Below are 13,785 nucleotides of genomic sequence, written 5' to 3' on the forward strand. Positions count from 1 at the left end.
GAAATCGACTTCACACCGACAGCTCACCGGTGGATCGAGGCTAAGCTCGCCGGGTGAGTACGTACGACAACGCCTATCTGGTGGGCCTGCGCCTTTCCGGCAAGAAGGTCGTCGTGGTCGGCGGGGGCACGGTCGCGCAGCGACGACTGCCGCTGCTGGTCTCCAACGGCGCCGACGTCCACGTCGTCACCAAGGCCGCCACCCCGGCCGTCGAGGCCATCGACGGAATCACCCTGACACTGCGGGAGTTTCGTGACGAGGATCTCGACGGCGCCTGGTATGTGATCGCCGCCACCGACGACCCGGCCGTCAACGCGGCCATCGTCGCCGGTGCCGAGCGCCGCCGCATCTTCTGTGTGCGTGCCGACATCGCGGTCGAGGGCACCGCCGTCACCCCCGCCACCTTCGAGTACGAGGGCCTCGAGGTCGGCGTGCTCGCCGGTGGCGAACACCGCCGGTCGGCGGCCATCCGCACCGCGATCCGCGAAGCGCTGCAGCAGGGCGTCGTCACCGACGAGAGCGGCGACGCGCCCGGCGTCGTCAAGGGCGGCGTCGCACTGGTCGGCGGCGGTCCCGGCGATCCCGAGTTGATCACCGTGCGGGGCCGACGGCTGCTTGCGCACGCCGACGTGGTCGTCGCCGACCGCCTCGCCCCGCAGGAACTGCTCGCCGAACTCTCGCCCGAGGTCGAGGTGATCGACGCGTCGAAGATCCCGTACGGCCGGGCGATGGCGCAGGACGCGATCAACGCCGTCCTGGTCGACCGCGCCAAGGCGGGCAAGTTCGTGGTCCGGCTCAAGGGCGGAGACCCGTTCGTGTTCGCGCGCGGCTACGAAGAGGTGATCGCGTGCGCCGAGGCCGGCATCCCGGTCACCGTGGTGCCCGGTGTGACAAGTGCCATAGCAGTGCCCGCGCTGGCCGGCGTTCCCGTCACCCACCGCGGTCTCACCCATGAATTCGTGGTGGTCAGCGGCCATCTCGCGCCGGACCACCCCGAATCGTTAGTCAATTGGGATGCGCTCGCGGCGATGAGCGGCACCATTGTTTTGCTGATGGCGGTCGAGCGCATCGAGCTTTTCGTCAAGGTTCTTCTCAAGGGCGGCCGACCTGCGGATACTCCGGTTCTGGTCGTGCAGCACGGAACCACGTCGTCCCAGAGGACTTTGCGGGCGGGGCTCTCGGAGGTGCCGGAAAGGATCCGTTCGGACGGGATCCGGCCCCCGGCGATCGTCGTGATCGGCGCCGTGGCGGGCTTCGGCACTTAAAGGGTTCTTAAGATTACTGTAAGGTAACCCGGTATGACGGCTCTCAACGATGCGGAGCGTGCCGCCATCCAACGTGATGCTGAAGGCAGAGGAAAACGAGGCTCGGATCGGGCCTCGGGTCGTGCTCTGCCCGCTCGCGTCACCGGTTCGGGTGAGTCGGCGGGTGGCCGCGGAGGTGACGCGGGACGCCGGGGCAGGACCCCGGCCTGGATGCCGTCGCGCCGGTTCTTCGCCGCGGTCATCGCGATCGGCGGCATGCAGTTGCTGGCGACGATGGACAGCACGATCGCGATCGTCGCACTCCCCAAGATCCAGGACGAGCTGGGTCTGTCGGACGCGGGCCGCAGCTGGGTCATCACCGCCTACGTCCTGACCTTCGGCGGTCTGATGCTTCTCGGTGGCCGCCTCGGCGACACCATCGGACGCAAACGGACCTTCATCGTCGGCGTCGCGCTGTTCACCATCGCGTCGATCCTGTGCGGAATCGCCTGGGACGAGGCGACGCTGGTGATCGCGCGGCTGCTGCAGGGCGTGGGTGCGGCGATCGCGTCGCCGACGGCGCTGGCGTTGATCGCCACGACATTCCCCAAGGGCCCCGCCCGCAACGCCGCGACCGCCGTGTTCGCCGCGATGACCGGTGTCGGCTCGGTGATGGGTCTGGTCGTCGGCGGTGCGCTGACCGAGGTGTCGTGGCGGCTGGCGTTCCTGGTGAACGTCCCCATCGGCCTGATCATGATCTACCTCGCGCGCAAGACGCTGCGCGAGACCAACCGCGAGCGCCTCAAGCTCGACGCCGCCGGCGCGCTGCTCGCCACGATGGGCTGCACCGCCGCGGTGTTCGGCTTCTCGATGGGCCCCGAGGCGGGCTGGATGTCGCCGGTCACGATCGGCTCCGGCATCGCCGCGGTCGGCTGTCTCATCGCATTCCTGTGGGTCGAGCGCACCGCCGAGAACCCGGTCGTGCCGTTCGAGCTGTTCCTGGATCGCAACCGGGTGGCCACGTTCGCCGCGGTCTTCCTGGCCGGCGGCGTGATGTTCACGCTGACCGTCACCATCGGGCTCTACGTCCAGGACATCATGGGGTACAGCGCCCTGCGCGCAGGCGTCGGCTTCATCCCGTTCGTGATCGCGCTCGGCATCGGCCTCGGCGTGTCCTCCGCGCTGGTCTCGAAGTACCCGCCGCGGGTGCTGGTGATCGGCGGCGGCGTCCTCGTGCTCGCCGCGATGATCTACGGCTCGACACTCGACGCCAACATTCCGTACTTCCCGAACCTGGTGCTGCCCATCACCATCGGCGGCCTCGGCATCGGCATGATCGTGGTGCCGCTGATGATCTCGGCCATCGCCGGCGTCGGCTTCGACCAGATCGGCCCGGTCTCGGCCATCGCGCTGATGTTGCAGAACCTCGGCGGGCCTGTCGTGCTGGCGATCATCCAGGCCGTCATCACCTCGCGCACGCTGTACCTCGGCGGGACCACCGGTCCGGTCAAGGACATGAACGCCGCCCAGATGCACGCGCTGGACCAGGGCTACTCCTACGGCCTGCTGTGGGTCGCGGCGGTCGCGGTCATCGTCGGCGCCGTCGCGCTGTTCATCGGCTACACCGCCCAACAGGTCGCACACGCGCAAGAGGTGAAGGACGCGATCGACGCCGGAGAGCTGTAGCTCCGTGGACAAGTAAGGTGATCCGCTGTGATCACCCGCATGTCCGAGCTGTTCCTGCGCACGCTGCGCGACGATCCCGCCGACGCCGAGGTTCCCAGCCACAAGCTGCTCATCCGCGCCGGATACGTCCGCCCCGTCGGCCCCGGGCTCTACAGCTGGCTGCCGCTCGGACTGAAGGTGCTGCGCAAGATCGAGCACATCGTGCGGTCCGAGATGGACGCGATCGGCGGCCAGGAGATCCTGTTCCCCGCGCTGCTGCCGCGGGCGCCCTACGAGACCACGAACCGCTGGACCGAGTACGGCGACACCCTGTTCCGGCTGCAGGACCGCCGCGACAACGACTATCTGCTCGGCCCGACGCACGAGGAGATGTTCACCCTCACCGTCAAGGGTGAGTACTCGTCGTACAAGGACTTCCCGCTGCGGCTCTACCAGATCCAGAACAAGTACCGCGACGAGGCCAGGCCCCGTGCCGGAATCCTGCGCGGGCGGGAGTTCCTGATGAAGGACTCCTATTCGTTCGACGTCGACGACGACGGACTCAAGAACGCCTACCACGCCCACCGCGAGGCCTACCAGCGAATCTTCGACCGGCTCAAGGTCCGCTACGTGATCGTCTCGGCTGTGTCGGGCGCGATGGGCGGCAGCGCGTCCGAGGAGTTCCTGGCCGAGAGCGAGGTCGGCGAGGACACCTTCGTGCGGTGCGCACAGTCCGGGTACGCCGCGAACGTCGAAGCCGTCGTCACGACCGCCCCGGACCCCATCCCGCTCGACGGGCTGCCGGAAGCGGTCGTCTACGACACGCCCGACACCCCGACCATCGCGACACTCGTCGACTGGGCCAATACCGCGGATCTGCCCAGCTTCGCCGGGCGCGCCGTCACCGCAGCCGACACGTTGAAGAATGTGCTGCTGAAGGTCCGCGAACCGGGCGGTGACTGGGAACTGCTCGCGATCGGTGTGCCCGGTGACCGCGAGGTCGACGACAAACGGCTCGGCGCCGCGCTGGATCCCGCCGAGTACGCGATGGCCGACGACGCCGACTTCGCCGCGCACCCGTTCCTGAAGAAGGGTTACATCGGGCCGAAGGCGCTGCTGGCCAACGGTGTGCGATACCTCGTCGATCCGCGGGTGGTCGACGGCACGGCATGGATCACCGGGGCCGACGAGACGGGCAGGCACGTCGTCGACCTCGTGGCGGGACGCGACTTCACCCCGGACGGCACCATCGAGGCGGCCGAGGTGCGCGAGGGTGACCCGTCACCCGACGGCGCCGGGCCGCTGGTCGCCGCGCGCGGGATCGAGATCGGTCACGTGTTCCAGCTGGGGCGCAAGTACGCCGACGCGTTCAACGCCGACGTCCTCGGCGAGAACGGCAAGCCGGTCCGGCTGACGATGGGTTCCTACGGCATCGGGGTGTCGCGGCTGGTCGCGGTGATCGCCGAGCAGCACCACGACGAGCTCGGGTTGCGCTGGCCGGGTTCGGTCGCGCCCTTCGCCGTGCACGTCGTCATCGCGAACAAGGATGCCGAGGCCCGCGCCGGCGCCACCGAACTGGCCACCGCGCTCGACCGTGCCGGTGCCGACGTGCTGCTCGACGACAGGACGGCCTCGCCGGGGGTGAAGTTCAAGGACGCCGAGTTGCTGGGCGTGCCGTGGATCGTCGTCGTCGGCCGCGGCTGGGCCGACGGCGTGGTCGAGCTGCGCGACCGGTTCAGCGGCGAGAAGCGGGAGATCCCCGTCGGCCCGGACACCACGGCCGCCGAGCAGATCCTTGCGGCGATCACCGGCTGAGGACTACTCCGACCCGCCGGGGAAGGCGGCGGTGACCGTCGTGTCGCCGCGGACCGCCCGCCACCGCGCGGCGGTCACCGCGCACTCGGTCAGCGCCGTGACGCCGAAGGCGCGCACGCCCTGATCGGTGGCCTGCTCGACGACGGCGCGCCAGGCTTCGGCGGCGTCCTCCTCCATCTGGACGGCCAGGTTCGTCGCGTCCGCCGGGGTGTCGACCTCGAACGGCATCTGATAGCCCGCTTCGGGGACGGCGGGATCGACACCCTGTTGCTCGCACAGTGCGATGGCCGCCTCGCGGCGCGCGCGATGCTCCGCGATGGCGGCCGACACCAGGTAGTTCAACTCCGGTGTGGAGTGCGCCGACACCACTCCGTACCCGTAGATGGTGGCGTGTTCGGCGGCGAGGGCGTCGAACAGCGCTCCCGCCGCGGCGTCCTCGGGACGGGTGGGCAGCGCCGCGTCCGTCGGTGCAGGTGTCGGTGATGTCACGGTGTGCTTCCCGCTCCTGCCAGCGCGACGGTGAACGATGCCGTGCAGGACGCCGCGATCGAGGCCAGCAGCCCGGCGCGATACCCCGTGAGGGAACCGGCCGCCGCAGTGGCGCTGTCGGCGGATGCGCGCAACGCACCGATGACGTCGTCGACGGTGGGATCGGGCACGGAGGCCGCGGACGTGGTGGTCGTCGAGGCCGCCGCCGTGCTGGGTGTCGGGGCGGCGTGGCCGGTCAGCCGCACGATCTCCTCGGAGAGCGCCTCGGCGTGCGCCGCCCGCTGGGCGGCGATGGTGGTCAGCGCGTCGGCGAGCGTCCCCCTGGCCCCGGTCGCGACCTCGGCGGCGAGGTCGCCGTCGGAGCGGGCCCGGTCCAGCGCGGTGGTCAGATCGTCGAGGTCCGGGGGAGGCGGCGGGGTGCCGCAGCCGGCGGCGGTGACGCTCAGCGCTGCCAGCGCCGCCGCGCCGACGAGAACGCGTCGACGGCTCAGGGTCGGCGGTCGGCTCGGCACGAGCAACATCCTGCCACCCGGCTCCGGACGGGTTCGCGGGCCTGTGACCGCATGCTCGCCCGCAGCCCGCTCTTTTCGTTATTTGTCCCTGCCCCGCTGGCGTATCGTGGGGAGTCGTGTTCGCAAGGGTCTTCCCTGCGGACCGGGTCCGGACAACTCAAGACGAGGAGCTCGCCGTGGCGGAGCGGTCTACGGATTTTCGGCCGGGATTACCGTCGCAACGACAGGTGGTCGAACTTCTCGACGGGGAATTCGCGCGTGCCGGATACGACATCGAGGACGTCGTCATCGACGCCGCCACGCGTCCGCCGCGCATCGTCGTGATCGCCGACGGCGACCGGGGACTGGACCTCGACGCGGTCGCCGAACTGTCCCGGCTGGCGTCTGAGCAACTCGACACCCTCGACACCCCGCCCTACGTGCTCGAAGTCACCTCTCCCGGAGTGGACCGTCCGCTGACCGAGGAGAAGCACTACCGCCGCGCGCAGGGACGCCTCGCGGAGGTGACGCTGGCCGACGGGTCGACGTTGACCGGCCGCATCGGCGCGGTGCAGAACGCCACGGTGGCCCTCGTCGTCCGGGAGGCCCGAAGTAACCTCACCGTCCGCGACATCGCGCTCGACGCAGTCGTCAAAGCTGTTGTCCAGGTGGAGTTCTCGCCGCCGAGTCCACGCGAGCTGGAACTGGCCGGCGTCTCCGGAAAGGAAACCTGAGCATGAACATCGACATGGCCGCGCTGCACGCGATCGAGGCCGACAAGGGCATCACCGTCGACGTGGTCGTCGAGACGATCAAGTCGGCGTTGCTGACTGCCTACCGTCACACCGAGGGCCACGAAGCCGACGCCCACATCGACATCGACCGCAAGACCGGCGTCGTCAAGGTGATGGCCCGCCAGACCGACGAGGACGGCAACGTCCTGCACGAGTGGGACGACACCCCCGAGGGCTTCGGGCGGATCGCCGCGACCACGGCCCGCCAGGTGATCCTGCAGCGGCTGCGCGACGCCGAGAACGAGAAGAACTACGGCGAGTTCTCCGCCCGCGAGGGCGACATCGTCGCCGGCGTGATCCAGCGCGACGCGCGCGCCAACGCCCGCGGACTGGTCGTCGTGCGGATGGGCAGTGAGACCAAGGGATCCGAAGGCGTCATCCCGGCCGCCGAGCAGGTGCCCGGCGAGCGATACGAGCACGGCGACCGGTTGCGGTGCTACGTCGTGGGTGTGGCCCGGGGGGCCCGCGAGCCGGTCATCACGCTGTCACGCACCCACCCGAACCTGGTGCGCAAGCTGTTCTCGCTCGAGGTCCCCGAGATCGCCGACGGCTCGGTCGAGATCGTCGCGGTGGCGCGCGAGGCCGGACACCGCTCGAAGATCGCGGTGACCTCGAGGGCGCCTGGGCTCAACGCGAAGGGCGCCTGCATCGGCCCGATGGGCCAGCGGGTGCGCAACGTGATGAGCGAGCTCTCCGGGGAGAAGATCGACATCATCGACTACGACGAGGATCCCGCCCGGTTCGTCGCCAACGCGCTGTCGCCCGCGAAGGTGGTCTCGGTGACGGTGATCGACGAAGCCGCACGCGCGGCCCGGGTGATCGTGCCCGACTTCCAATTGTCACTGGCCATCGGCAAGGAAGGGCAGAACGCGCGTCTGGCGGCACGGCTGACCGGGTGGCGCATCGACATCCGCAGTGACGACGCCGACAAGAACGGCGGAGACGGGCCCGGCGGTCACGATCGGTCCGCTTCTCGCCCCGACGCCGGGCGCGGTGTCGGCTGAGTGGTGCCGCGGAGCAGCTTTGCGCACCGGTTTTCTCTCCTGCGCAGCGGTGACGGTAGACTGACCGATGATCCAGCGCGAGACCTCGGCTCGGATGCGTGAAAGCACCATCAACCCCTTCGCGGGACCGGTGCGGACCTGCATCGGATGCCGGAGACGAGAGCTGGCCGTCGAATTGCTCCGGCTGGTCGCAGTCGACAGCGCGAACGGATCTGGGAATCGTTCCAGTGCCGTGACCGTTGACGCAGCGAGAAAGCTTCCGGGTCGCGGTGCGTGGTTGCATCCCGACCCCGGGTGTCTGCAGGCAGCGATCCGCCGGCGAGCGTTCGGCCGAGCGTTGCGGATCACCGGTTCACCGGACATCACCGCGGTGTCAGAGCATCTCCTCCCGCAGGAGCAGCCCGAAGCGCCCGGTCAAGAGAACAGGTAAGCGAAGAACATGAGCACACCGTGAAGTCCCGATGACCATGCGTCATAGCTAAATCGAGGCACGGCGCCTACCACCGCTGTTGCCTCCCAGACAGGAGATGTAGTGGCAGGTAAGGCCCGCGTGCACGAGTTGGCCAAAGAACTCGGTGTCACAAGCAAGGAAGTACTCGCCCGTCTGGGCGAGCAAGGCGAATTCGTCAAGTCCGCGTCATCGACGGTGGAGGCACCTGTTGCCCGCCGTCTTCGCGAATCATTCGGCGGTAACAAGCCCGACGCGGTGAAGCCCGCGGCAGGCGCGTCCAACGGGGCGCCCGCGAAGCCGTCCGCTCCCGGGGCACGTCCCGGTCCGCGGCCCGGCCCGCCGGCCCCCGCGCAGCCCAAGGAGCCGCCCGCGCCGGCCGCTCCCGCCGCCGCGGCCCCGGCCCCGGCAGCCCCCGCGCCTCCGGCCGCACCGCCCGCACCTGCGGCGTCGGCGGCTCCGCCGTCCGCGCCCGAGGCGCCGTCGGCCCGTCCGACTCCCGGTCCGCGACCCGGCCCCGGTGGCCCCAAGCCCGGCGCCCCCAAGCCCGCGCCGCGCACCCCGCGGGTCGGCAACAACCCCTTCTCTTCCCAGCAGCCGGTCGAGCGTCCGGCGCCCCGACCTCAGGGTCCGGCAGGCCCGGGAGGCCCCCGGCCCGGTCCCGGCGCCGGTGGTCCGCGCCCCGGTGGCGGTCCCCGTCCCGGCGCGACGCCCGGCAACATGCCGCCCCGTCCCGTCGGTGGTCCGCGTCCCGGTGGCGGTCCCCGCCCGGGTGGTGGCCCCCGTCCCGGTGCAGGCCCGCGGCCCACGCCCGGTGGCGCAGGACGTCCCGGTGGTGGCGGCGGCGGTAACTACCGCGGCGGCGGCGCCGGCGGTGGTGGCGGTGCCGGTGGCGCAGCTGCCGGTGGCTTCCGCGGTCGCCCGGGTGGCGGCGGTGGACGGCCCGGTCAGCGCGGTGGCGCGGCCGGTGCGTTCGGTCGTCCCGGCGGCGCGCCCAAGCGCGGTCGCAAGTCGAAGCGCGCGAAAAGGGCCGAATACGAGAACATGCAGGCCCCGGTCGTCGGTGGCGTGCGGCTTCCGCACGGCAACGGCGAGACCATCCGGCTGGCCCGCGGCGCATCGCTGAGCGACTTCGCCGACAAGATCAACGCCAACCCGGCTTCGCTGGTGCAGGCGCTGTTCAACCTCGGTGAGATGGTCACGGCGACGCAGTCGGTGAACGACGAGACCCTCGAGCTGCTCGGCGGCGAGATGAACTACGTCGTGCAGGTCGTGTCCCCGGAGGACGAGGACCGCGAGCTGCTGCAGTCGTTCGACCTGTCCTACGGCGAGGACGAGGGCGGCGAGGACGATCTCGAGTTCCGTCCGCCGGTCGTCACCGTCATGGGTCACGTCGACCACGGCAAGACGCGACTGCTCGACACGATCCGCGACGCCACCGTGCGCGAGGGTGAAGCCGGCGGCATCACCCAGCACATCGGCGCCTACCAGGTCACCGTCGACCTCGACGGCAACGAGCGGCCCATCACCTTCATCGACACCCCCGGTCACGAGGCGTTCACCGCCATGCGTGCCCGCGGCGCGAAGGCGACCGACATCGCGATCCTGGTCGTCGCCGCCGACGACGGCGTCATGCCGCAGACGGTGGAAGCCGTCAACCACGCGCAGGCCGCCGACGTGCCGATCGTGGTGGCGGTCAACAAGATCGACAAGGAAGGTGCCGACCCGGCCAAGATCCGCGGGCAGCTCACCGAGTACGGGCTGGTGCCCGAGGAGTACGGCGGCGACACGATGTTCGTCGACATCTCCGCCAAGGCGGGCACCAACATCGAGGCGCTGCTGGAAGCGGTCGTGCTGACCGCCGACGCATCGCTGGACCTGCGGGCCAACCCGGACATGGAAGCCCAGGGTGTCGCGATCGAAGCGCACCTGGACCGTGGCCGCGGCCCGGTGGCGACCGTGCTCATCCAGCGCGGCACGCTGCGGGTCGGCGACTCGGTGGTCGCCGGCGACGCCTACGGCCGCGTGCGACGCATGGTCGACGAGCACGGAGAGGACGTCGAAGAGGCGCTGCCGTCGCGTCCGGTGCAGGTCATCGGCTTCACGTCGGTGCCCGGCGCGGGCGACAACTTCCTCGTCGTCGACGAGGACCGCATCGCCCGCCAGATCGCCGACCGGCGCAGCGCGCGCAAGCGCAACGCGCTGGCCGCCCGCACCCGCAAGCGGATCAGCCTGGAGGACCTGGATTCGGCGCTGAAGGAGACCAGCCAGCTGAACCTGATCCTCAAGGGCGACAACTCGGGCACGGTCGAAGCGCTGGAGGAGGCCCTGCTGGGCATCCAGGTCGACGACGAGGTGCAGTTGCGCGTCATCGACCGCGGCGTCGGTGGCGTCACCGAGACCAACGTCAACCTGGCGTCGGCCTCGGATGCGATCATCATCGGCTTCAACGTCCGTGCCGAGGGCAAGGCCACCGAGCTGGCCAACCGCGAAGGCGTGGAGATCCGGTACTACTCGATCATCTACCAGGCGATCGACGAGATCGAGAGCGCGCTCAAGGGCATGCTCAAGCCGATCTACGAGGAGAAGGAACTCGGCCGCGCCGAGATCCGGGCGATCTTCCGGTCGTCGAAGGTCGGCAACATCGCCGGCTGCCTCGTCCAGTCGGGCATCATGCGCCGCAACGCCAAGGCGCGGCTGCTGCGCGACAACGTCGTCGTCGCCCAGAACCTCACCGTGTCGTCGCTCAAGCGTGAGAAGGACGACGCCACCGAGGTGCGCGAGGGCTACGAGTGCGGTCTGACGCTGACCTACAACGACATCAAAGAAGGCGATGTCATCGAGACCTACGAGCTGGTCGAAAAGGCGCGGACCTAGGAATGCCTGATCCCGCACGGGCGAAGCGGCTGGCAAAGCGCATCTCCACGATCGTCGCGTCGGCAATCGAGTACGAGATCAAGGATCCTCGTCTCGCCGGCGTGACGATCACGGATGCGAAGGTCACCAACGACCTGCACGACGCGACGCTCTACTACACGGTGCTGGGCCGGTCCCTCGACGAGGAGCCCGACTACGAAGGCGCCGCCGCCGGGCTGGAGAAGGCCAAAGGCGTGCTGCGCACCAAAGTCGGTGCCTCGCTGGGGGTTCGGTTCACCCCGACACTGGCGTTCGCCCGTGACACGGTGCCCGACGCCGCGCATCGCATGGAGGCGCTGCTGGCCCAGGCACGCGCCGCTGATGAGGATCTGGCAAGAGTTCGCGAGGGAGCCAAGCACGCCGGCGACTCCGACCCTTACCGTGTACTGGGGGAAGGGGACCTGGAGGGTCCAGCGACCGGGGGGCCGGACGTTGAGGACGAGGGTGGCGCCAACTCGCACGATCGCTGAATCCACGACGGACGGCCGCGCCGCGGGCGGGCACGTCGATGCCCGCGCAGCCGCGGAGCTGCTGGCCGCGGCGAGCAGCGTGAGCATCGTCTGCCATGTGTTCCCCGATGCCGACACGATCGGCGCCGGGCTGGCCCTGGCGCTGGTTCTCGACGAGGCCGGAAAATCGGTCGAGGTGAGCTTCGCCGAGCCGGACACGCTGCCCGATTCGCTGCGTTCGCTTCCCGGCGGGCATCTGCTGGTTCCCCCCGCGACCATGCGCCGGGATGCGGACCTGGTGGTGACCGTCGACATTCCGAGCGTCAACCGGCTGGGTGTGCTGCGTGACCTCGCCGTCGGCGACCGCGACGTCCTGGTCATCGATCATCACGCCTCCAACCAGCTCTTCGGCACGGCGAACCTCGTCGACGCCGGTGCGGATTCGACGACGATGATGGTCGCCGAACTCCTCGACGCATGGGACAAGCCTCTCGGCCTGGACGTCGCGCACTGCCTGTACGCCGGGCTGACCACCGACACCGGGTCGTTCCGCTGGGCCAGCGCGCGTGCCCACCGCCTCGCCGCGAGGCTCGTCGAGGCCGGGGTGGACAACGCCGCGGTCAGCCGCACCCTGATGGACACCCATCCGTTCGCGTGGCTGCCGATGCTGTCGCGGGTGCTGGGGTCGGCGGAACTGGTCGCCGACGCCGTCGGCGGTCGCGGCTTCGTGTACGCGATCGTCGGCCACGACGAGTGGGCGAACGCGCGTTCCGAGGAAGTCGAGAGCATCATCGACATCGTGCGCACCACGGCGCAGGCCGAGGTCGCCGCGGTGCTCAAGGAGATCGAGCCGCAGCGCTGGTCGGCGTCGCTGCGGTCGAAGTCCGTGGACGTCTCCGCGGTGGCGGCCACCTTCGGCGGTGGGGGACACCGCCTTGCCGCGGGCTTCACCGCGACCGGCTCGGCCGACGACGTCGTCGCGGCGCTGCGCACCGCCCTTGGCTGACCCGGTCGCACCGGCGACAGGCCGGCGCATCGCCGGGCTGGCGTTCCCGGCGCTGGGGGTGCTCGCCGCAGAACCCGTCTATCTGCTCTTTGACCTCGCCATCGTCGGGCGGCTCGGCGCACTGAGCCTCGCGGGGCTGGCGATCGGCGCGCTGATCATGGGGGTGCTGAGCTCCCAACTGACCTTCCTGTCCTACGGCACCACGGCCAGGGCGGCCCGGTTCTACGGTGCCGGCGATCGCAACGCCGCGGTCGAGGAGGGCGTGCAGGCGACGTGGTTGGCGGTGGGCATCGGCACGGTCATCGTCGCCGCCGTCCAGGTGACGGCCGTGCCGCTGGTGTCGGCGCTGGCCGCCGGCGGCGAGATCGCCGAGACTGCCCTGCCGTGGGTGCGGATCGCGAGCCTCGCGGTGCCGGCGATCCTGATCGCCGCCGCGGGCAACGGCTGGATGCGCGGTGTGCAGGACACCATGCGCCCACTGCGGTATGTGGTGGTCGGCTTCGGGCTGTCCGCGGTGCTGTGCCCGCTTCTGGTGTTCGGCTGGCTCGGGTGTCCCGAGCTCGGACTGCCCGGTTCCGCGGTGGCCAACGTCGCCGGGCAGTATCTGGCGGCCGCTCTGTTCTGCCGTGCGCTGTTCGTCGAGAAGGTGCCGCTGCGGGTGCGTCCGGCGGTGCTGCGTGCGCAGGTTGTCATGGGCCGTGACCTGATCCTGCGCACCATGGCGTTCCAGGCGTGCTTCATCTCCGCTGGCGCGGTGGCGGCCAGGTTCGGGGCCGCCAGCGTCGCCGCCCATCAGGTCGTGCTGCAGTTGTGGAGTTTCCTTGCCCTCGTGTTGGATTCGCTGGCGATCGCGGCGCAGTCACTGGTCGGGGCGGCGCTCGGGGCGGGTCAGCTCACCCACGCCAAAGCGGTGGCGTGGCGCGTCACGATCTTCTCCGCCGTGGCCGGCGTGGTGCTGGCCGTCGTGTTCGCGCTGGGCTCGCAGCTGATCCCGTCGGTGTTCACCGACGATCAGTCCGTGCTGGACCGCATCGGGGTGCCGTGGTGGTTCCTGGTGGCCCAATTACCGGTCGCAGGAATCGTTTTCGCGATCGACGGCGTCCTGCTCGGCGCCGGCGACGCCACGTTCATGCGCAACGCGACCCTCGCGAGCGCACTGGCCGGATTCCTGCCGCTGGTCTGGCTTTCGCTCGCGTTCGGCTGGGGTCTGCTCGGCATCTGGGCAGGGTTGTCGACGTTCATGGTGCTGCGCCTGGTCTTCGTGGGCTGGCGAGCACTGTCCGGGCGCTGGCTGGTGCCCGGCACCCGGTGACGGCCGGGGGCGGTCCGGTCTCCTGCGGTCCCGTGCGGTCCGGTCTGCTGCGCGAGCGCGCGTGTCTGCACAGCGGCGCGCCGCGTTCTGCGCGCAGTATGCGCGCGCTCGCCGGGATCGAGCGAGCCGTTGGCCCCGAGGCCCGTCGCCCG

12 protein-coding genes are annotated in these 13,785 nt (G+C 70.2%); 10 read left to right on the forward strand and 2 right to left on the reverse strand.

All coding sequences use genetic code 11. The annotated features are described in order from the left end of the window. The first annotated feature begins 53 nt into the window (after positions 1–53). From cobA to DYE23_RS10840, 3 genes are read left to right on the forward strand one after another with little or no spacing between them, the layout of a single operon-like run. Positions 54–1,265, forward strand: a complete 1,212-nt coding sequence (cobA, locus tag DYE23_RS10830; RefSeq protein WP_011894897.1) for a uroporphyrinogen-III C-methyltransferase — start codon at positions 54–56, stop codon at positions 1,263–1,265. A gap of 33 nt (positions 1,266–1,298) precedes the next feature. Next, a complete protein-coding gene (locus DYE23_RS10835; RefSeq protein WP_013472059.1) occupies positions 1,299–2,930 on the forward strand; it encodes an MFS transporter in 1,632 nt (543 codons plus the stop codon). 27 nt (positions 2,931–2,957) lie between these two features. Next, positions 2,958–4,724: a proline--tRNA ligase gene (locus tag DYE23_RS10840; protein WP_011894895.1), complete on the forward strand. Its 1,767-nt coding sequence runs from the start codon at positions 2,958–2,960 to the stop codon at positions 4,722–4,724. Positions 4,725–4,727: 3 nt separating this feature from the next. Here the strand turns inward: DYE23_RS10840 and DYE23_RS10845 are convergent, their stop codons facing one another. After that, a complete protein-coding gene (locus tag DYE23_RS10845; protein ID WP_115327199.1) occupies positions 4,728–5,213 on the reverse strand; it encodes a ferritin-like domain-containing protein in 486 nt (161 codons plus the stop codon). After that, on the reverse strand, positions 5,210–5,734 hold the full coding sequence (locus DYE23_RS10850; RefSeq protein ID WP_011894893.1) for a hypothetical protein: 525 nt from the start codon (positions 5,732–5,734) through the stop codon (positions 5,210–5,212). The genes DYE23_RS10845 and DYE23_RS10850 overlap by 4 nt, the downstream gene beginning before the upstream one ends. Positions 5,735–5,901: 167 nt before the next feature. Here DYE23_RS10850 and rimP point away from each other — a divergent pair, with 167 nt between their 5' ends. From rimP to DYE23_RS10885, 7 genes are all read left to right on the forward strand, one after another. After that, positions 5,902–6,438: a ribosome maturation factor RimP gene (rimP, locus tag DYE23_RS10855; protein WP_011894892.1), complete on the forward strand. Its 537-nt coding sequence runs from the start codon at positions 5,902–5,904 to the stop codon at positions 6,436–6,438. Positions 6,439–6,440: 2 nt separating this feature from the next. Next, complete coding sequence (gene nusA, locus DYE23_RS10860) at positions 6,441–7,502, forward strand: transcription termination factor NusA (protein WP_011894891.1); 1,062 nt, start codon at positions 6,441–6,443, stop codon at positions 7,500–7,502. A 94-nt stretch (positions 7,503–7,596) separates the two neighbouring features. After that, positions 7,597–7,932: a YlxR family protein gene (locus DYE23_RS10865; RefSeq protein WP_435404804.1), complete on the forward strand. Its 336-nt coding sequence runs from the start codon at positions 7,597–7,599 to the stop codon at positions 7,930–7,932. A gap of 102 nt (positions 7,933–8,034) precedes the next feature. After that, on the forward strand, positions 8,035–10,827 hold the full coding sequence (gene infB / locus DYE23_RS10870) for a translation initiation factor IF-2 (RefSeq protein WP_011894889.1): 2,793 nt from the start codon (positions 8,035–8,037) through the stop codon (positions 10,825–10,827). A 2-nt stretch (positions 10,828–10,829) separates the two neighbouring features. Further along, positions 10,830–11,336: a 30S ribosome-binding factor RbfA gene (rbfA, locus tag DYE23_RS10875; protein ID WP_011894888.1), complete on the forward strand. Its 507-nt coding sequence runs from the start codon at positions 10,830–10,832 to the stop codon at positions 11,334–11,336. Further along, positions 11,311–12,321, forward strand: coding sequence for a DHH family phosphoesterase (locus DYE23_RS10880; RefSeq protein ID WP_172527744.1), 1,011 nt, complete (start codon positions 11,311–11,313; stop codon positions 12,319–12,321). The genes rbfA and DYE23_RS10880 overlap by 26 nt, the downstream gene beginning before the upstream one ends. Beyond that, the gene (locus DYE23_RS10885) at positions 12,314–13,633 is read left to right on the forward strand and encodes an MATE family efflux transporter (RefSeq protein ID WP_013472054.1); all 1,320 of its coding nucleotides are present in this window, start codon (positions 12,314–12,316) and stop codon (positions 13,631–13,633) included. Before DYE23_RS10880 ends, DYE23_RS10885 begins: the two co-directional genes overlap by 8 nt. The last annotated feature ends 152 nt before the right edge of the window (positions 13,634–13,785 follow it).

Origin of the sequence: Mycolicibacterium gilvum (assembly GCF_900454025.1) — a bacterium.
In the GTDB taxonomy this organism is placed as follows: domain Bacteria; phylum Actinomycetota; class Actinomycetes; order Mycobacteriales; family Mycobacteriaceae; genus Mycobacterium; species Mycobacterium gilvum.